Origin of the sequence: Nocardioides sp. GXQ0305 (genome assembly GCF_050880345.1) — a bacterium.
GTDB lineage: Bacteria > Actinomycetota > Actinomycetes > Propionibacteriales > Nocardioidaceae > Nocardioides.
On the sequence record NZ_JBNYXG010000004.1, the window covers coordinates 70,937 to 89,283 of the forward strand.

At 72.7% G+C, this 18,347-nt stretch carries 17 protein-coding genes; 6 read left to right on the forward strand and 11 right to left on the reverse strand.

Going from position 1 to position 18,347, the window contains the following annotated elements; translation table 11 throughout:
• Positions 1–114: 114 nt before the first annotated feature.
• The 4 genes from ACQ1X7_RS11885 to ACQ1X7_RS11900 all read right to left on the reverse strand — a co-directional run bounded on the left by ACQ1X7_RS11885 (position 115) and on the right by ACQ1X7_RS11900 (position 4,554).
• Entirely contained in the window at positions 115–498 is a 384-nt protein-coding gene (locus ACQ1X7_RS11885; protein ID WP_432478413.1) for a hypothetical protein, read from the reverse strand.
• A 13-nt stretch (positions 499–511) separates the two neighbouring features.
• On the reverse strand, positions 512–2,281 hold the full coding sequence (gene arc, locus ACQ1X7_RS11890) for a proteasome ATPase (RefSeq protein ID WP_432478414.1): 1,770 nt from the start codon (positions 2,279–2,281) through the stop codon (positions 512–514).
• Positions 2,282–2,387: 106 nt separating this feature from the next.
• Positions 2,388–3,377, reverse strand: coding sequence for a tRNA (adenine-N1)-methyltransferase (locus tag ACQ1X7_RS11895; protein WP_432478415.1), 990 nt, complete (start codon positions 3,375–3,377; stop codon positions 2,388–2,390).
• Positions 3,370–4,554, reverse strand: coding sequence for a site-2 protease family protein (locus ACQ1X7_RS11900; protein WP_432478416.1), 1,185 nt, complete (start codon positions 4,552–4,554; stop codon positions 3,370–3,372). Before ACQ1X7_RS11900 ends, ACQ1X7_RS11895 begins: the two co-directional genes overlap by 8 nt.
• A 69-nt stretch (positions 4,555–4,623) precedes the next feature.
• On the opposite strand from ACQ1X7_RS11900, the gene ACQ1X7_RS11905 reads away from it, so the two are divergent.
• Positions 4,624–5,511, forward strand: a complete 888-nt coding sequence (locus ACQ1X7_RS11905; RefSeq protein WP_432478417.1) for a RecB family exonuclease — start codon at positions 4,624–4,626, stop codon at positions 5,509–5,511.
• Between the two features lie 137 nt (positions 5,512–5,648).
• Here the strand turns inward: ACQ1X7_RS11905 and ACQ1X7_RS11910 are convergent, their stop codons facing one another.
• Positions 5,649–6,329 (reverse strand): HAD family hydrolase, encoded by a 681-nt coding sequence (locus tag ACQ1X7_RS11910; RefSeq protein ID WP_432478418.1) that lies wholly within the window; start codon positions 6,327–6,329, stop codon positions 5,649–5,651.
• Between the two features lie 9 nt (positions 6,330–6,338).
• Complete coding sequence (gene metH / locus ACQ1X7_RS11915; RefSeq protein ID WP_432478419.1) at positions 6,339–10,121, reverse strand: methionine synthase; 3,783 nt, start codon at positions 10,119–10,121, stop codon at positions 6,339–6,341.
• 157 nt (positions 10,122–10,278) lie between these two features.
• Between metH and ACQ1X7_RS11920 the strand changes: the two genes are divergently transcribed.
• The gene (locus ACQ1X7_RS11920) at positions 10,279–11,133 is read left to right on the forward strand and encodes a PAC2 family protein (protein ID WP_432478420.1); all 855 of its coding nucleotides are present in this window, start codon (positions 10,279–10,281) and stop codon (positions 11,131–11,133) included.
• Positions 11,126–11,275, forward strand: a complete 150-nt coding sequence (locus tag ACQ1X7_RS11925) for a hypothetical protein (RefSeq protein WP_432478421.1) — start codon at positions 11,126–11,128, stop codon at positions 11,273–11,275. The genes ACQ1X7_RS11920 and ACQ1X7_RS11925 overlap by 8 nt, the downstream gene beginning before the upstream one ends.
• Here the strand turns inward: ACQ1X7_RS11925 and mshC are convergent.
• From mshC to ACQ1X7_RS11945, 4 genes are read right to left on the reverse strand one after another with little or no spacing between them, the layout of a single operon-like run.
• Positions 11,272–12,513, reverse strand: coding sequence for a cysteine--1-D-myo-inosityl 2-amino-2-deoxy-alpha-D-glucopyranoside ligase (mshC, locus tag ACQ1X7_RS11930; RefSeq protein WP_432478422.1), 1,242 nt, complete (start codon positions 12,511–12,513; stop codon positions 11,272–11,274). The two genes, ACQ1X7_RS11925 and mshC, sit on opposite strands and share 4 nt — an antisense overlap.
• A 43-nt stretch (positions 12,514–12,556) precedes the next feature.
• Complete coding sequence (locus ACQ1X7_RS11935) at positions 12,557–13,327, reverse strand: SCO1664 family protein (protein WP_432478423.1); 771 nt, start codon at positions 13,325–13,327, stop codon at positions 12,557–12,559.
• The gene (locus tag ACQ1X7_RS11940) at positions 13,324–13,896 is read right to left on the reverse strand and encodes a DUF3090 domain-containing protein (RefSeq protein ID WP_432478424.1); all 573 of its coding nucleotides are present in this window, start codon (positions 13,894–13,896) and stop codon (positions 13,324–13,326) included. Before ACQ1X7_RS11940 ends, ACQ1X7_RS11935 begins: the two co-directional genes overlap by 4 nt.
• A 10-nt stretch (positions 13,897–13,906) precedes the next feature.
• Entirely contained in the window at positions 13,907–14,605 is a 699-nt protein-coding gene (locus ACQ1X7_RS11945) for an MSMEG_4193 family putative phosphomutase (RefSeq protein ID WP_432478425.1), read from the reverse strand.
• Positions 14,606–14,638: 33 nt separating this feature from the next.
• On the opposite strand from ACQ1X7_RS11945, the gene corA reads away from it, so the two are divergent.
• The 3 genes from corA to ACQ1X7_RS11960 are packed head-to-tail and all read left to right on the forward strand — an operon-like array spanning position 14,639 to position 17,523.
• Positions 14,639–15,616, forward strand: a complete 978-nt coding sequence (corA, locus tag ACQ1X7_RS11950) for a magnesium/cobalt transporter CorA (protein ID WP_432478426.1) — start codon at positions 14,639–14,641, stop codon at positions 15,614–15,616.
• Positions 15,617–15,670: 54 nt separating this feature from the next.
• Entirely contained in the window at positions 15,671–16,309 is a 639-nt protein-coding gene (locus tag ACQ1X7_RS11955; RefSeq protein WP_432478427.1) for an ArsR/SmtB family transcription factor, read from the forward strand.
• Positions 16,306–17,523 carry an MFS transporter gene (locus tag ACQ1X7_RS11960; RefSeq protein WP_432478428.1) on the forward strand — a complete coding sequence of 406 codons (1,218 nt, stop codon included), beginning with the start codon at positions 16,306–16,308 and terminating at the stop codon, positions 17,521–17,523. The genes ACQ1X7_RS11955 and ACQ1X7_RS11960 overlap by 4 nt, the downstream gene beginning before the upstream one ends.
• Here the strand turns inward: ACQ1X7_RS11960 and ACQ1X7_RS11965 are convergent.
• Positions 17,513–18,337 (reverse strand): undecaprenyl-diphosphate phosphatase, encoded by an 825-nt coding sequence (locus ACQ1X7_RS11965; RefSeq protein WP_432478429.1) that lies wholly within the window; start codon positions 18,335–18,337, stop codon positions 17,513–17,515. The two genes, ACQ1X7_RS11960 and ACQ1X7_RS11965, sit on opposite strands and share 11 nt — an antisense overlap.
• Between the last annotated feature and the right edge of the window lie 10 nt (positions 18,338–18,347).

Consider the following 18,347-nt stretch of genomic DNA (forward strand, 5'->3'; position numbering starts at 1 on the left):
GACGGGTCCCGCCGCTCAGCGCTTGCGCATCCGTGGCACCACGACGAGCAGCACGACCAGCACGACGGCGAGGATGACGAGCCACTTCATGAGGTCGATCCTAGGGGTGGGCGCTCACCCGTCGTGGGAGCGGCGCCGCGGGCCGTTGACGGCAGCGGCGTGCGCGGCGTTCACCGCGACGATCCCGAGCCAGGCGACCACCGTCGCCGGCAGCCCGCTGGTGCCCTCGGGCGCGGCCACCGTCGGCACGATGGTGATCGGCACGCCGACACCGACCGAGATGATCCCGAGCACGAACTGGCGGATCCGTCCCCCCTCCCGGGTGCGGTCGTCGTCGCCCCGGCGCTGGAGCCGTGCCTCGACGCGCTGGTCGACGGCGCGCTCGACGCGGTCGGCGAAGGAGTCGACGAGCGCCCGGTCGTAGGACGGGCCCAGCTCGCGGCGTGCCTCCAGCACCGCCTCGACCTCGGTGCGCTCGACCTCCTCCTCCCCTGTCACGACGCGCAGCAGCTCAGAGGTACTGGCCGGTGCTGGCCACCGTGTCGATCGACCGACCGGGCTCGGTGCCCTGCTTGCCGGTGATCAGGGTGCGGATGAACACGATCCGCTCGCCCTTCTTGCCGGCGATCTGGGCCCAGTCGTCGGGGTTCGTGGTGTTGGGCAGGTCCTCGTTCTCCTTGAACTCGTCGATGCACGCCGCCATCAGGTGGCGCACGCTGATGCCGCGCTCGTCCTGCTCCAGGTAGGCCTTGATCGCCATCTTCTTGGCCCGGTCGACGATGTTCTGGATCATCGCACCCGAGTTGAAGTCCTTGAAGTAGAGGATCTCCTTGTCGCCGTTGGCGTAGGTGACCTCGAGGAACTGGTTGTCCTCGGACTCGGTGTAGATCCGCTCCACGGTGCGCTGGATGATGTTGGTCGCGGTCGCCGAGGTGTCCCCGTCGAACTCCCGCAGGTCGTCCTCGTGGAGCGGCAGCTCGGCGGTGAGGTACTTGCTGAAGATGTCGCGCGCCGACTCGGCGTCGGGCCGCTCGATCTTGATCTTCACGTCGAGCCGGCCCGGTCGCAGGATCGCCGGGTCGATCATGTCGGGCCGGTTGGAGGCGCCGATCACCAGCACGTTCTCGAGCGCCTCGACGCCGTCGATCTCGCTGAGCAGCTGGGGAACGATGGTGTTCTCGACGTCGGAGGAGACCCCCGACCCGCGGGTGCGGAACAGCGAGTCCATCTCGTCGAAGAACACGATCACGGGCGTGCCGTGGCCGGCCTTCTCCCGCGCCCGCTGGAAGACCAGCCGGATGTGCCGCTCGGTCTCGCCGACGTACTTGTTGAGCAGCTCGGGGCCCTTGATGTTGAGGAAGTAGGACTTGCCTTCCCCACCCTGTCCGGATCGGCCGGTGCGGGCCGCGACCTTCTTGGCGAGCGAGTTGGCGACCGCCTTGGCGATCAGGGTCTTGCCGCAGCCCGGCGGGCCGTAGAGCAGCACGCCCTTGGGCGGCTTGAGCTGGTGCTCCTTGAACAGCTCGGGGTGGAGGTAGGGCAGCTCGACGGCGTCCTGGATCTGCTCGATCTGGCCGCTCAGCCCGCCGATCGCCTCGTAGGCGATGTCGGGGACCTCCTCGAGGACCAGCTCCTCGACCTCGGACTTGGGGACCCGTTCGTAGGCGTAGCCGGCGCGACCGTCCAGCAGCAGCGAGTCGCCGGCGCGGAGCGTCTCGTCACGCAGCGGCTCGGCGAGCCGGACGACGCGTTCCTCGTCGGCGTTGGCGATCACCAGGGCCCGGTCGCCGTCGGCGAGCCGTTCCTTGAACATCACCACCTCGCCGACCTCCTCGAACTCGAGGGCGGCGACGACGTTCAGCGCCTCGTTGAGCATCACCTCCTGGCCGCGGACCAGGGTGTCGAGGTCGACGGCCGGGCTCGCGGTCACCCGCAGCTTGCGCCCACCGGTGAACACGTCGATCGAGTCGTCCTCGTTGCGCTGCAGGAAGGTGCCGAAGCCGGCCGGCGGCTGCGCCAGCCGGTCGACCTCCTCCTTGAGCCGCGTGATCTGGTCGCGGGCCTCCCGGAGGGTCTGCGCGAGCCGCTCGTTCTGGGCGGTGACCGCGGAGAGCGAGCGCTGGGTGTCGGCGAGCCGCAGCTCGAGGCCGTGCGAGTGACCGGGCGCCTCTCCGAGCCGTCGACGGAGGTCCCCCACCTCGGCCTCGAGGAAGCGCACCTGCTCGGCGAGCTCGGACGCGGAGCGACCGCTCCCGCCGGACCTGCTATCGGATGCTGACATCACTGGTCACCTCCTACCACTTGCGACACTACTCGTGCGGCGAGACGAGGGAAGCCACAACGCTCCGTTCCGTGGACACGTTTCGGTCGCGATCCGGCGGCTCGGGTCAGCCGTCGAGGTGCTCCCCGAGCACCTGCGGGGGCAGGTCGGGCGGGCGCGGACCCGTGTAGTCGGGACCGTAGGCGCCGGGGGCCGGCCGACGACGCTTCTGCGGCGGCCGCTCGCCGGGCGCCATCCGTCGCGCGGTCACCAGGAAGGCCGTGTGGCCGATCATCGAGTGCCCGGGCCGGACGGCGAGACCCTCGACGTGCCAGTCCCTCACCAGCGACTCCCAGGCGCTGGGCTCGGTGAACCCGCCGTGCGCCCGCAGCGTCTCGACGTAGCGCGAGAGCTGGGTGGTGGTCGCCACGTAGGCACAGACGATCCCGCCGGGCCGCAGGGCGCCGGCGACGGCATCGACGCAGTCCCACGGGGCGAGCATGTCGAGGACCACCCGGTCGACCAGGTCGCCGCGACGGGGCAGCTCCTCGGCGAGGTCGCCCAGGGTCAGCTCCCAGGCGGGATGGGTACCGCCCCCCGGCGTGGTGCCGAAGAACTGGGTGACGTTGCGCCGCGCCACGTCGGCGAACTCCTCGCGCCGCTCGTACGACGACACGCGGCCGTGCGGCCCGACCGCCCGCAGCAGGGAGCAGGTCAGGGCCCCGGAGCCGACCCCGGCCTCGATCACGTCGGCCCCCGGGAACACGTCGGCCAGCGCGACGATCTGGGCGGCGTCCTTGGGGTAGATCACCGCCGCCCCCCGCGGCATGGAGACGGCGTACTCGGAGAGCAGGGGGCGGAAGACGAGGTACTCGCCCCCGGCGGACGAGGCGACGGTGAACCCCTCGTCGCGGCCGATCAGGTCGTCGTGCTCGAGGTGTCCCTTGTTGGAGAAGAACCGCTTGCCGGGGACCAGCTCGAAGTTGTGACGGCGACCCTTGCTGTCGGTGAGCCGCACCCACTCCCCGGGACGCAGCGGCCCGCGGTGGACGCCGGACCAGGCCTCCGGTGCGACGTCGGCCGTGCCGTCCGGGCGGGCGGTCTCGTGGTCAGCCACGTGGGTCGGTCTCCCGGAACGCGCGCTCGACGTCGGAGGTGGCCAGCACACCGTAGACCGAGCCGTCGCCCTCGACCAGCAGGTACTCCGTCGCCGGGGTCCGGCCGAGGGCCTGCACCAGCTCCTCGCCGTGGAGGGTCGCCGGGAGCGTCAGCCCGTCCTCGAGCGTGCGCGCCACCGTCGACACCGCGACCCAGGGCCGCCGCTCCTCCGGTGTCGCCACCAGCGCGGCCTCGTTGACCAGCCCGACCGGCCTCCCCGCACCGGTGACGGTGACGATGCCGCCCGCGTGAGCCTCGCGCGCCCGGCGCACCGCCTCGGCCAGCGGCAGGTCCTCCGGAACGGAGAGGGTACGGCGGGCCAGGCCGCGGGCGACCAGGGCCGGCAGCCGCCGGCGGATCCGGGCCGAGCTGAGCGCGGCGGTCGCGCCGGTCCAGAGGAACAGCCCCACGACGAAGGCCAGCACGAAGTCGATGACGTCGGGCTCGAGACCGAGGAAGGCCTCCATCGCGAGCGGCCAGCAGAGCGCGGCGACCGCGGTCACCCGGCCGCCCCAGGCCGCGACGACGGTCCCCCGGTGCGCGCTGCCGGTGAGCCGCCACACGCCGGCCTTGAGCACCCTCCCGCCGTCGAGCGGCAGGCCGGGCACGAGGTTGAGGACGCCGACCAGCAGGTTGGCCCCGGCGAGCGCCTGGACGGCGAGCTGCAGCAGTCCGTCCGGTGTCACGAACCACAGGCCCAGCGCCGCGCCCCCCACGGCGAGCGAGGTCAGCGGCCCGACCACCGCGATCGCGAACTCCTCGCCCGGGCGCCGTGCCTCCCCCTCGATGGCGGTCATCCCGCCGAGGAAGTGCAGGGTGATCGCGGAGACCGGGAACCCGTAGCGCTTGGCCATCAGGGCGTGCGAGATCTCGTGCAGCAGCACGGAGAAGTAGAGCAGCACCGCGAACAGCACGCCGGCGACGTACTTCCACGCACCGAGTCCGGGAGACACCTGGTCGACCCGCGGCGCGATCACCACCGCGATCAGTCCGGCGACGAAGAACCAGGAGGACGAGACCAGCACGTCGCTGCCGGCGATGGTGCCGATCCGCAGCGTTCCGGGAGGTCGCCGACCGGCCTCCGGCTGGCGCCGCTCCCGGGGTCCCGGAGGCGGCGAGGGATGGTCTGCGGACACGTGTCGAGGCTATCCGAACACCCCCTGCCCTCCCGCATCCCTGTCACCCCCTCGGCCTAGGGTTCAGCCATGGCTGTCCGGCCCTCTCCGTCCGAGTCGCTGTCGACCCCGGTCGACGGCGTCGAGGTGCTCGGCGCGCTGTCGCCGAGCCGGGCCGGTGACTTCATGACCTGCCCGCTGCTCTACCGGTTCCGGGCCGTCGACCGGCTCCCCGAGCCTCCCAGCCCCGAGGCGGCCCGCGGCACCCTCGTCCACCAGGTCCTGGAGGACCTGTTCGACCTCCCGGCCGCCGGCCGCACCCCCGACCGGGCGCGTGACCTGCTGGTCCCGACGTGGGAGCGGCTGCTGGAGTCCGAGCCGGAGCTGGCCGAGATGTTCACCGGCGAGGGGCCGGAGGTCGTCGGGTGGCTCGACAGCTGCCGCGACGTCCTCGACCGCTACTTCTCGCTCGAGGACCCCCGGCTCCTCGAGCCCGCCGAGCGCGAGCTCTACGTCGAGGCGCTGCTCGACTCTCGGCTGCTGCTGCGCGGCTTCGTCGACCGGCTCGACGTCGCCCCCGACGGCCGGATCCGGGTGGTGGACTACAAGACCGGCAAGGCCGTCCCGCCCCACCTCGAGGGCAAGGCGCTCTTCCAGATGAAGTTCTACGCGCTGGTCATCTGGCGCACCCGTGGTGTGGTGCCGGCGATGCTGCAGCTGGTCTACCTCGGCAACGGCGAGCTGCTCCGCTACGTCCCCGACGAGGGCGACCTGCTCGCCACCGAGCGCAAGGTGGAAGCGATCTGGCGGGCCATCCAGCGAGCCACCGAGACCGGCGACTGGCGCCCGAACCGTTCCCGGCTCTGCGACTGGTGCTCGTTCCGCGACCTGTGTCCCGAGTGGGGCGGCACTCCCCCGCCGCTGCCCGAGGTCGCCCCGGCCGATCCGGGCGACCTCACCCCCGAGGACGTCGACTGATCACGACCGCGCCGGCGGGCGTGATCGATGGTGGTCGAGCAGCCACCGCCGCTGAGGGACGAAGCCGCGACGGAGCGTGTCGAGACCCGGTGAGGCGACAGACCGGCTGACGGCGGGCCTGGGCACACGCCGTGCCGCTAGGACCGGCGGATGTCCGGCCGCTCGGCCCCGAGCCCGGTGAGCGCGGCCGCGTCGAGCCCCACCAGGGTGTCGCGGAACACCCGGCGCTCCCCGTCCAGCACCGGGACGTGGTTGGGGACCACCAGCACCAGGCTGCCGGCCGACTCCGCCGACCTCGCTCCGGTGTTCGAGTCCTCGATCGCCAGGCAGTGAGCGGCGTCCACGCGCAGCTCGGAGGCCGCCTTGAGGTAGGGATCGGGGTGCGGCTTCCCGCGGGACACGGCGTCGCCGGTGACCACGACGTCGAAGGCGTCCGGCGGGAGCGAGGCCAGCACCGGGGCGACGAACCGCCGGTAGGACATGGTGACCAGCGCCCGGGGGATCCCGGCCGCCGCCAGGTCGTCGACCAGCTCACGGGCGCCCGGCCGCCACGGGACCGTGTCCTCGACCCGGGCCACCACCCCGTCGAGCAGCTGCTCCACGATCTCGGAGGGCTCGAGGCCGATCCCCATGTGCTCGGCGATGTAGCGACCCGAGTCGAGCAGGTCGAGGCCGACCAGGTTGAGTGCCTGCTCGGTCGACCAGCGCCCGCCGTACTTCTCGGCGAGGGCGAACTCCGTGTCGATCCAGTACGGCTCGGTGTCGACGAGGGTCCCGTCCATGTCCCAGAGCACGGCCGCGGGCCAGAGCCTCCCCATGTCCTGCACTCAGTCCTCCGGGTCGTAGCCGAGGTTGGGCGAGAGCCACCGCTCGGCCTCGGCGAGGGTCCAGCCCTTGCGCTCGGCGTAGTCGGCGACCTGGTCGCGGCCGAGGCGGCCGACGACGAAGTACTGCGACTCCGGGTGGGAGAAGTACCAGCCCGAGACCGATGCGCCCGGCCACATCGCCATCGACTCGGTCAGCTCGATGCCCGTCTGGGCCTCGACGTCGAGCAGCCGCCACAGGGTCAGCTTCTCGGTGTGGTCGGGGCAGGCCGGGTAGCCCGGAGCGGGCCGGATGCCGCGGTAGCGCTCGCGGATCAGCTCGGTGTTGTCGAGCCTCTCGTCGCCGGCGTACCCCCAGAGCTCCGTGCGGACCCGCTGGTGCAGCCGCTCGGCGAACGCCTCGGCCAGCCGGTCGGCGAGCGACTCGAGCAGGATCGCGTCGTAGTCGTCGAGGTCGGCCTTGAACGCTGCCGCCTTCTCCTGGGTGCCGTGGCCCGCCGTCACCGCGAAGGCGCCCACGTAGTCCCGGAGGCCGGTGGCCCGGGGAGCGACGTAGTCGGCGAGCGAACGGTTCGGCACGCCGCTCCGGTGCTGGCCCTGCTGGCGCAGCTGGCGCAGCACCTCGACGGGTGCGTCCCGGCTCTCGGTCAGGTAGACCTCGATGTCGTCCCCGACGCTGTTGGCCGGCCACAGCCCGACGGTCCCGTTTGCGGTCAGCCACTTCTCACGGGCCAGCCGGTCGAGCATCTCCTGGGCGTCGTCGTAGAGCTTGCGGGCGGCCTGACCGGTCGTCGGGTTGTTGAGGATGTCGGGGAAGGACCCCTTCATCTCCCACGCGTTGAAGAACGGCTGCCAGTCGATGTAGCGCCGCAGCTCGGAGAGGTCGTAGCCCCGGAACACGCGCACGTGCTGGGTCTCCCCCTGGAGGCCGATCAGGGGCGACACGTCGTGGTCCTGGCGCAGCAGCAGCCGCGGACGGGGCGGTCGGTAGCCGCTCCAGTCGATCGGGCTGGCGTTGTCGCGGGCCTGCTCGAGGGAGACCAGTGGCCGGTCGTGCTTGGCGGCGTGGCGCGCGCGCAGGCTGTCGTAGTCGGCGGTGACGTCGGCGAGCAGCTTCTCCCGGCGCTCGGGGTGGAGCAGCGCGGCGACCGTCGGGACCGAGCGGGAGGCGTCCTTGACCCAGACCACGGGGCCGTCGTACCTGCCGTCGACCTTGACCGCGGTGTGGGCGCGCGACGTGGTGGCACCACCGACCAGGAGCGGGATCTCGAAGCCCTGCCGCTGCATCTCGCCGGCCATCGTGACCATCTCGTCGAGGGACGGCGTGATCAGGCCGGAGAGCCCGATCGCGTCGGCGTCGTGCTCCCGCGCCGTGTCGAGGATCTTCTGCGCGGGCACCATCACGCCGAGGTCGATGACCTCGTAGTTGTTGCACTGCAGCACGACGCCGACGATGTTCTTGCCGATGTCGTGGACGTCGCCCTTGACCGTGGCCATCACGACCGTGCCGTTGGTGTCCTTCTGCCGAGCGAGCTCGGGGTCCTTGGCCTTCTCCTCCTCGATGAAGGGGATCAGGTAGCCGACTGCCCGCTTCATGACCCGCGCGCTCTTGACGACCTGCGGGAGGAACATCTTCCCGGAGCCGAACAGGTCGCCGACGACGTCCATGCCCTGCATCAACGGACCCTCGATCACCTCGATCGGGCGGCCGCCACGTTCGGCGATCTCGGCGCGCAGCTCCTCGGTGTCGGCCTCGACGTGAGTGTCGATGCCCTTCACGAGGGCGTGGGTGATCCGCTCGGCGACGGGGAGCGCGCGCCACTCCTCCTCGGTGGGGTCGTCGTCGCTGCTGGCCCGGTTGTAGGTCTCGGCGACCTCCAGCAGTCGTTCGGCGGCGTCGGGCCGGCGGTTGAGGACGACGTCCTCGACCCGCTCCCGCAGCTCGGGGTCGACCTGGTCGTACACCGCCAGCGCGCCGGCGTTGACGATGCCCATGTCGAGGCCGGCGTCGATCGCGTGGTACAGGAAGACCGCGTGGATCGCCTCGCGCACCGGGTTGTTGCCGCGGAAGGAGAAGCTGACGTTGGAGATGCCGCCGGAGACCCGGGCGCCGGGCAGGTTCTGCTTGATCCACCGGGTCGCCTCGATGAAGTCCCGGCCGTACGTCGCGTGCTCCTCGATCCCGGTCGCGACCGCGAACACGTTGGGGTCGAAGATGATGTCCTCGGCCGGGAACCCGACCTGCTCGGTGAGGATGCGGTAGGCCCGCTCGCAGATCTCGGTACGGCGCTCGAGGGAGTCGGCCTGGCCGTCCTCGTCGAAGGCCATCACGACCGCGGCGGCGCCGTAGCGACGGCACAGCCGGGCGTGCTCGACGAACGGCTCCTCCCCCTCCTTCAGCGAGATCGAGTTGACGACGGGCTTGCCCTGGACGCACTTGAGCCCGGCCTCGATGACCTCCCACTTCGAGGAGTCGACCATGACCGGGACCCGGCTGATGTCGGGCTCGCCGGCGACCAGCTTGAGGAACCGGTCCATCGCGGCGACGCCGTCGATCATCCCCTCGTCCATGTTGACGTCGATGACCTGCGCGCCGTTCTCCACCTGCTGCGCGGCGACCGAGAGGGCGGTGTCGTAGTCGCCGTCCTTGATCAGGTTGCGGAACCGGGCGGAGCCGGTGATGTTGGTCCGCTCCCCCACGTTGACGAACAGGCTGTCGGCGTCGATCGTGAACGGCTCGAGCCCGGAGAGCCGCATCGCCGGGGCCGGGTCGGCGGGGATGCGGGGCTCGGCCCCCTTGACCGCCGTCGCGATCGCCTCGATGTGCTCGGGGGTGGTGCCGCAGCAGCCGCCGGTCAGGTTCACCAGGCCCGACGCCGCGAAGTCGCCCAGCACCTCGGCCATCTGGTCGGGGGTCTCGTCGTACTCGCCGAACTCGTTGGGCAGCCCGGCGTTGGGGTGGGCGGAGACGAAGCAGTCGGCGACGCGGGCCAGCTCGGCGACGTACGGTCGGAGGTCGGCGGCGCCGAGCGCGCAGTTGAGGCCGACGACGAGCGGCCGGACGTGACGGACGCTGTTCCAGAACGCCTCGGTGGTCTGCCCGGACAGGGTCCGCCCGCTCGCGTCGGTGATGGTGCCGGAGATCCACACCGGCCAGCGTCGCCCCTGCTCCTCGAACAGCGTCTCGACGGCGAAGATCGCCGCCTTGGCGTTGAGGGTGTCGAAGATCGTCTCGACCAGCAGCAGGTCGGCGCCGCCGTCGACCAGGCCCCGCGCCTCCTGGAGGTAGGACTCGACCAGCTCGTCGAAGGACACGTTGCGGGCACCGGGGTCGTTGACGTCCGGGGAGATCGAGGCGGTCTTGTTCGTCGGGCCGAGCGAGCCGGCGACGAAGCGCGGTCGCTCGTCGGTGGCCGCTGCGTCGGCGGCCTCGCGGGCCAGCGAGGCGGCCGCCCGGTTCATCTCGTAGCAGTGGTCCTGCAGCCCGTAGTCGGCCTGGGAGATGCTCGACGCCGTGAACGAGTTGGTGCAGACGAGGTCGGCGCCCGCCTCGAGGTAGTGCCGGTGGATGTCGCGGATGATGTCGGGCTGGCTCAGCGAGAGGACGTCGGAGTCGCCCTTGAGGTCGTGGCCGTGGTCGGCGAACGCCGCGCCGCGGTAGTCGGCCTCGCCGAGCTGGTGACCCTGGATGAGCGTGCCCATCGCCCCGTCGATCACGAGGATCCGCTCCCGGAGCGCGCTCGTGAGGGCCTCGGTCGCGTCGGGCCGCTGGGCGGTGTCGGACACGGGTCTCCTCTCGAGCGCCGGCTCTGCCACCAGCGTAGGGACGCCCGTCCGAGTGGTGGACGTCGTTCCCGGATGGTGACACGGGCATCGTGGCACCGGGCCGAACAGACGGCCTAATCGCCACTGCGCACCGGGCGGTGGGCCGTAGGGTGGAGCGGTGATCGAGATCGAGGACGTCCCCGAGCTGGTGGACCCCATCGTCATCGCTGCCTTCGCCGGGTGGAACGACGCCGCCGACTCCTCCTCCGCCGTGGTCGACCACCTCATGGAGGCGTGGGACGCGAGGGTCGTGGGACACGTCGACCCCGAGGACTTCTACGACTTCCAGGTGAACCGGCCCACGGTCGGCACCGACGAGCGCGGGCACCGGCGCCTGGTGTGGCAGACCACCCAGATCGCGGTCGCATCCCCGCCCGACCTCGACCGCGACGTGATCCTGGTCCGCGGCATCGAGCCCAACCTCCGGTGGCGCCAGTTCTGCGCCGAGCTCCTCGCGGCCTGCGACGACCTCGGCGGGCAGCTGGTGGTGACCTTCGGTGCGCTGCTGGCCGACACCCCGCACACCCGGCCGATCCCCCTGACCGGCACCGCGACCGAGCCGGACCTGGTCGACCGCCTCAAGCTGGAGCAGTCGACCTACGAGGGGCCGACGGGGATCGTCGGGGTCTTCCAGGACGCGTGCGTCCGGCTCGACGTGCCGGCGGTGTCGTACTGGGCGGCGGTGCCCCACTACGTCCCCCAGCCGCCGTGCCCCAAGGCGACCCTGGCCCTGCTCGGCCAGCTCGAGGACCTGCTCCAGGCCAGCATCCCGCTCGGCGACCTGCCCGAGGAGGCCCGCGCCTGGGAGCGCGGGGTCGACGAGCTGGCCGAGGAGGACGAGGACGTCGCCGACTACGTCCGCGCGCTCGAGGAGACCCGCGACACCACCGACCTGCCCGAGGCCTCCGGGGAGGCCATCGCGCGCGAGTTCGAGCGGTACCTCAAGCGCAACAACCGCCCCGACGATGGCTGAGCCGCGGACGATCGGCCTGCTCGGCTGCACCAGGATCGAGCTGCTGGTGGGACCCGACTTCGAGTGCCACCACGTCCCGACCACCCCGCCGCACGCACTGGCTGCGGTCGACGCCGCGCTCGCAACCGGGCCGGTCCGCTAGAGCGACAGCCCGAGGGCCGCGTCGAGGAGCCGGTGGACCTGGCCGGCGGCGTCGGGGTCGGAGGTGTCGGCGAGTCCGCCGGTGCCGAGGGTCGCGTCGACCCAGCCCTGGACGGCGGCCACGGCCGACGGGGCGTCGAGGTCGTCGGCGAGCGCCGCGAGCACCCCGTCGACCACCGGGCCGGCCGAGGCGCCCGCGCCCAGGGAGAGCGCCCGACGCCAGGTCGCCAGGGTGTCGACGGCGTCCCAGAGCTCCTCGTCGGTCCACTCCCAGTCGGCGCGGTAGTGGTGGCGGAGCAGCGCCAGCCGGATCGCCATCGGGTCCACGTCGCTGCGCCGCAGCGCGCTCACGAACACTAGGTTGCCGCGGGACTTCGACATCTTCTCGCCGTCGTAGCCGACCATCCCGGCGTGGGCGTAGGCCCGGGCGAACCGGGCACCGCCGCGGGCGACCTGCGCCTCGGAGGCGCACATCTCGTGGTGCGGGAAGACCAGGTCGCTGCCCCCGCCCTGGACGTCGAAGGTCGGGCCGAGGTGCTCGAGGGCGATGGCCGTGCACTCCACGTGCCAGCCGGGGCGGCCCCGGCCGAACGGGCTGTCCCACGCCGGCTCGCCGGGCCGCTCGGCGCGCCAGAGCACGCAGTCGAGCGGGTCCTTCTTGCCGGCCCGGTCGGGGTCGCCCCCGCGGTCGGCGAAGACGGCGAGCATCTGCTCGCGGGTCCAGCCCGACAGCTCGCCGAAGGCCTCGTCGGCGGTCACCGAGAAGTAGAGGTCGTCGTCGACCCGGTAGACCGAGCCGGTGCGCTCCAGCTCCCGCACCAGGTCGAGCACGAGCGGGATCGACTCGACGGCGCCGACGAAGTGGTCGGGCGGCAGGACCCGCAGGGCCTCCATGTCCTCGCGGTAGAGCGCGGTCTCGCGCTCGGCCAGCTCGCGCCAGTCGCCGCCGACCTTCCGGGCCCGCTCCAGCAGCGGGTCGTCGACGTCGGTGACGTTCTGGACGTAGCTCACCTCGTGGCCGGCGTTGCGCCAGGCCCGCACCAGCAGGTCGAAGCCGACGTACGTCGCGGCGTGGCCCAGGTGGGTGGCGTCGTACGGCGTGATCCCGCAGACGTAGAGGCGGGCCGGGCCCTCGGCCGGTGACACGTCGACGAGCCCGCCGGACGCGGTGTCGTGGAGGCGTACGGGTGGGCCGCTCGGGTCGAGGTCGGGGAGCTCGGGGGCGGGCCAGGCACGCATGCGGGAAGGGTAGCCGGGACCCTCGGGCGCCGGGACGCGCGGCTCAGAACGGCGGCCAGGGGATGGCCGGCCAGTCACCCCGCGGGACCGGGAACACCGCCGTGCTCCGCAGCCGCTCCCCCCGGTGCCGCAGCCGCATCAGCTCCACGTCGTCGACCAGCGCGCCGAGCTGCTCGCCCAGCTCTCCGTCGAGCGCGGTGAGCAGCCGGTCGACGCCGGCGAGCTCGTCGTCGGACAGGGGCTCACCGGCCCAGCCCCACAGCACCGTCCGCAGCTTGGGGTCGGGGTGGAAGCAGACACCGTGGTCCACGCCGTACCGGTGGCCGCCGACCATCTCCAGCACGTGCCCGCCCTTGCGGTCGGCGTTGTTGACGAGCACGTCGAAGACCGCCATCCGCCGCAGCGGCGTGGAGTCCTCGTGGACCAGGGCGATCGGCCGGTCGTGCTGGTCGAGCCCGTCGAAGACGTGCAGGTAGCCGGGCGGGTCGGCCCCCTCGGGCACGACGGTCACCGCCTCCTGCTGCGGGTCGGGCTCCCGCCACAGCTGCACCATCCCGCGGCCGTGCGGGCCGTCACGCAGGATGGTCGGCGGCACGACGTCCCAGCCCAGCGCCTCCGAGACGACGTACGCCGCCCGCTCGCGGTGGGCGAGCGTCCCGTCGGGGAAGTCCCACAACGGCCGCTCCCCCGCGATCGGCTTGTAGACCACCCGCCGGCCGCCGACCTCGGCCACGAAGGTGGCGTTGGACGCGGGCATGATCCGCCCGTGCAGGACCAGCTCACCGTCCTCGGGGACCGCGTCCGGGGCGGTCACGGGTCGCGGCGTCGGAACCCGTTGGCGCGGACGCAGAGGTGGCCGTCGGGGTCGACCGGGTTCCCGCAGAACGGGCAGCTCGGCCGGCCCGCCTCGACCACCTGCTCGGCACGCTTGACGAACGAGCGCGCCGCCGCCGCGGTGAGCCGCACCAGCAGCAGCTCGTCGGGCTCGGGCTCCTCGAAGTCCTCCTCGACCTGGTCGGGGGCGACCACCGCGGCCTCGGAGTAGGGGAACACCTCGATCACCACGCGCTCGGTGTCGGGGTCCCACGACAGCGTCATGGTGCCGGCGCGGAACTCCTCCTCGATCGGCGACTCCAGCGGCTCGCTGTCGTCGAGGTCGAGCGGCGCCACCGCGGGCACCACGCCCCGGGTGTCTGAGCGCATCAGCTCGTCGAGCAGCTGGTCGAGCCGCTCGGCGAGCGCGACCACCTGCTGCTTCTCCAGGGCCACGCTCACCAGCCGGCGCCCCTCGCGGGCCTGGAGGAAGAAGGTGCGCTCCCCGGGCGTGCCGACCGTTCCCGCGACGAAGCGCTCGGGCGGGTCGAACGAGTGGACGACAGGCACGGGCCCAACCCTAGTCAGACGGCCCAGCGCCACCGCCGACCACACCGGTCCGCGGTGCGCGACGCCGGCCGCGGGGGGCCAGCCACGCGAGGTCGCCCTCGTGGGTGTTGCTCTGGAGGACGGCCGACCCCTCCGGCGTCAACCGGACCACCGAGACCGAGGCGGGGTCGACGTGGAGCCGCTGGAACTGGTCCAGGTGCAGCCCGAGGGCGTCGGCCAGGACGGCCTTGAGCGGGTCGCCGTGGGTCACGCAGGCCCACACCGCCCGGGGTCCGTGGGCGGCCTCGACGCGCGCGTCGTGACGCCGTACGGCGGCGACGACCCGGGCGGCCATCGCGGCCATCGCCTCCCCCTCGGGGAAGGTGACCCCGGCCGGGTGGCGCTGGACCGCCTTCCAGAGCTTCTCGCGGGCCAGCTCCTTGAGCGTCCGGCCCTCCCACGCGCCGTAGTCACACTCGACGAGGCCCTTGTCGGTCGCGACCCGGAGGGAGTCGGGCTGCGCCCTGACGATCGCGGCCGCGGTCTCGCGGCACCGCTCCAGCGGGCTGCTCACCACCGCCGACAGGGGGACCGTCGCGAGCCGTCCCGCGACCCGCTCGGCCTGCTCGCGTCCGACGTCGTCGAGGTGCACCCCCCGCTGACGGCCGGTGAGCACGCCGCTGACGTTGGCGGTCGATCGGGCGTGCCGGACCAGCACCACGGTTGCCATGCCGGGGACTGTACTGGCGCTAGCGTGGGCCGCGTGATCGTCGACAGCGCCCTGTACCGCAAGGGCACCCGGGTGGCGGTCGACACCGACATCGCCGACCTGGGGGCCATGCGCGAGCGCTGCGAGCCCGGTGACTTCGTGTGGGTCGGCCTCCACGAGCCCGACCTCCAGGAGCTCGCCCGGGTCGCCAACGCGTTCCACCTCCACCCCCTCGCGGTCGAGGACGCCGTCAACGCCCACCAGCGGCCCAAGCTGGAGCGCTACGAGGACATGCTGTTCCTGACGGTGAAGACGCTCTGGTACGTCGACGCCGACGACGCCGTCGAGACCGGCGAAATCAACCTCTTCGTCGGTATCGACTTCGTGGTCAGCGTCCGTCACGGCGCCGGCGGCGCGCTCCGCCAGGCCCGGGTCGACCTCGAGGCGCGCGAGGCGGTGCTGGCCCACGGCCCGACAGCCGTCGTCTACGCCGTGTGCGACCAGGTGGTCGACGCCTACGAGGAGGTGGTCGACGAGCTGATCGAGGACGTCGACGAGGTCGAGATGTCGGTGTTCTCCCAGCAGCGCACCAACGACTCGGCCCGGATCTACGTCCTCAAGCGCGAGCTGGCCGAGGTGCGCCGGGCGGTGATGCCGCTGCGCGAGCCGGTCGGCCGGTTCGCCAACGGCACGGTCCGCGGCATCGACGTCGGGGCGGCGGCGTACTTCCGGGACGTGGGCGACCACCTGAGCCGGACCGCGGAGACCGTCGACGAGCTCGACGGCCTGCTGTCCACCGCCTTCGACGCCCACCTCGCGCGGATCTCGGTGCAGCAGAACGAGGACATGCGCAAGATCTCGGCCGGCGCCGCGCTGGTCGTGGTGCCCACCCTGATCGCCGGCGTCTACGGCATGAACTTCGACCACATGCCCGAGCTGCACTGGACCTTCGGCTACGTCTGGGCCCTGCTGCTGATGGTCGGCAGCTCGGTCGGCCTGCTGTGGTTCTTCAAGCGCTCCGGGTGGCTCTGAGACTCATACAAGGGGTCTTGTACGTCGTGGCGGAGGCCACCTAGCGTCCTCGCCATGCCCCGCCGTACCGCCGACCGGCGCCACGCCGACAGTGCACCCACCGAGCCGCTGCAGCAGCAGCGACCCACCGCCGCGACGCTCGCCGCGCTGCACCACCCGGTCCGCGCCGCGTTGCACCGGCTGCTCGAGCTGGAGGGGCCCGCGCCGGTGGGCGTCCTCGCCGCGCGCCGCGGCCTCGCGCCCGGCAGCGCCAGCCACCACCTCAAGGTGCTGCACCGCGCAGGGCTCGTCGAGCCCGCCCCCGAGCTCGCCCGCGACACCCGCGAGAGCTGGTGGCGCGGGGTGCCGGTCCGGATGACGTGGAGCACCGAGGACTTCCCGCGGGGCTCCGCCGACCACGCCCAGGCGGTGGCGGCCGAGCGGGCGGTGTACGCCGAGCAGGTCGCCGCCCTCGACGCGTGGCAGCGCCGGCGACTGGGCCCCGGCGACCCGTGGTCGCGCGCCGGCCGGGCCAGCGAGACCTCGGTGATGGCCACCCGCGAGCAGCTCGACGACCTGGGTCGCCGGCTCACCGACGTGCTGGTGAGGTGGTCCGACGAGTGCCGGGCCGACCACGAGGTCCGCCCCGACGCCGTACGGCGCCCGGTGTTCGCCTTCGCGCACGCCTTCCCCGACGTGCGGATCGAGTCGTGACCGCCACCGCGACCGAGCTGCGCCCCGCTCCCCCGGTCCGGCGCGACCGGGTCGCGATGGGCTGGGTCGCGGCGGTGGCGGCCTCGGCCTTCGGTGACACCGCGTGGCTGGTGGCGCTGGCGTGGACCGCCGTGCACCTGCTGGACCCGGCCGCCGCCGGCCTGGTCGTCGGCGTCGGCACCCTGCCCCAGGCCGCGCTGATGCTCACCGGCGGGGTGCTCGCCGACCGCCACGGCCCGCGGCGGGTGGTCGCGGCCGGGGAGCTCGGGCGGGCCGCCGTGCTCGTCGGCGGCGCGCTGGCCTGGTGGGCCGACGCGCCCGCGGTCGTCGTGCTCCCGGCCGTTGCTCTCGCGCTGGGCGCCGTGGCCGGGCTGACCCAGCCGGCCCTGCAGACGATGACCCGGCTGCTGGTGCGTCCCGAGGACCTGCCGACGGTCATGGGGTGGTCGCAGGTGGCGCAGCGGCTCGCGCGGCTCGGCGGCGCCCCGGTCGGGGCGTGGCTGGTGGTCGCGGCCGGGCCGGCCACCACGATGCTGCTCGACGCCGCCACCTTCGCCGTCGTGGGGGTGGTCGCCGCCACGCTGCGGGCCCGCTTCGCGCTCCCCCGCACCAGCGCCCCCGGGCTGGTGGCCGTGCGGCAGGCCCTGCACCACCTGAGGACCATGCCCCGCACCCGTTCCCTGGTGCTCGGGATCTGCGGCCTGAACGTGTTCACCGCCCCGGCGCTGACCCTGGGCGTGCCGCTGCGGGTGAGCAGCGCGGGCTGGTCGGCGGGCTGGCTCGGGGCGGCCGAGGCGCTGTTCGCCGTCGGGGCCATCGTGGGCAGCCTCGCGGCCCTGCGCCGGCGTCCCGAGCGGCTGGCGGCAGCGGGCTTCACGGCGCTGGTCGTGCAGGGCCTCGCGATCGCCCTCGTCGGGGTCCCCAGCAAGCCGGTGCTGCTGCTCGCCACCGGGCTGCTCGGCATCACGGCCGGCCTGGGCTCGGTGTGGATCTCCGCGGCGTTCATCGCGACGGTCGACCCCGGTTACCTCGGACGGGTCTCGTCGGTGACGACGCTCGGTGACCTGCTGGTGCTGCCGGTCGCCGTCCCGCTGTTCGGCGCGCTCGCCGGCTGGACCGGCCTGGTGACCGCCTCCGTGGCGTTCGGTGCCGGCATGTCGGTGCTCTGCGCGGTCCTGTCGCGACGACCCGAGCTGCGCCGGATCAGGGCGTGAGCACGCCGGTCGAGACCAGGATCAGGGTCGCGCCGCCGAGCACGACCCGGTAGATCACGAAGGGCGTGTAGCTGTGGGTCGAGACGTACCGCAGCAGCCACGCGATCGCGGCGTACCCCACCAGGAACGAGACCACGGTCGCGACGAGGGTCGGCCCCCAGCCGTAGGCGTTCTCGCCGTGCGGGATCTCCTGCAGCTCGAAGAGCCCGGCCCCGATCACGGCCGGGATCGCCAGCAGGAACGCGTAGCGCGTCGCCGCCTCCCGCTCGTAGCCGAGGAAGCGGCCCATCGTGATCGTCGCCCCCGACCGGGAGACACCCGGGAGCAGGGCGCACGCCTGGGCGAGGCCCATCAGGATCGCGTCGCGCATCGTGATCTGCCGGATCTGCTTGTCGCTCGAGCTCATCCTGTCGGCGACGCCGAGCAGGATGCCGAGCACGACCAGCGCGGTGCCGATCACCCAGAGGTTGCGGAAGTCCTCCTCGATGGTGTCCTTGAAGACCACGCCGAGCACCACGATGGGCAGCGACCCGATGATGATGAACCAGCCCATCCGCGAGTCCAGGTGGCCGCGCAGCTCGGGCCGCCACAGCGAGCGCAGCCAGGTCGAGCCGATCCGCCAGATGTCCTTGCGGAAGTAGAGGAGCACGGCGAGCTCGGTGCCGATCTGGATCACGGCGGTGAACGCCGCGCCCGGGTCGCCCCAGCCCCAGAGCTCGGGGAAGATCCGCAGGTGCGCGCTGCTGGAGATCGGCAGGAACTCGGTCAGGCCCTGGAGGGTGCCGAGGACGACGGCCTTGAGGAGGTCCCACACGGCCGCCAAC

Coding starts and splice junctions, on each gene's coding strand:
- arc (WP_432478414.1), bottom strand. CDS start 2,281: ATGTCAGCATCCGATAGCAGGTCCGGCGGGAGCGGTCGCTCCGCGTCC.
- ACQ1X7_RS11905 (WP_432478417.1), top strand. CDS start 4,624: ATGGCTGTCCGGCCCTCTCCGTCCGAGTCGCTGTCGACCCCGGTCGAC.
- ACQ1X7_RS11910 (WP_432478418.1), bottom strand. CDS start 6,329: ATGGGGAGGCTCTGGCCCGCGGCCGTGCTCTGGGACATGGACGGGACC.
- ACQ1X7_RS11925 (WP_432478421.1), top strand. CDS start 11,126: ATGGCTGAGCCGCGGACGATCGGCCTGCTCGGCTGCACCAGGATCGAG.
- mshC (WP_432478422.1), bottom strand. CDS start 12,513: ATGCGTGCCTGGCCCGCCCCCGAGCTCCCCGACCTCGACCCGAGCGGC.
- ACQ1X7_RS11945 (WP_432478425.1), bottom strand. CDS start 14,605: ATGGCAACCGTGGTGCTGGTCCGGCACGCCCGATCGACCGCCAACGTC.
- ACQ1X7_RS11955 (WP_432478427.1), top strand. CDS start 15,671: ATGCCCCGCCGTACCGCCGACCGGCGCCACGCCGACAGTGCACCCACC.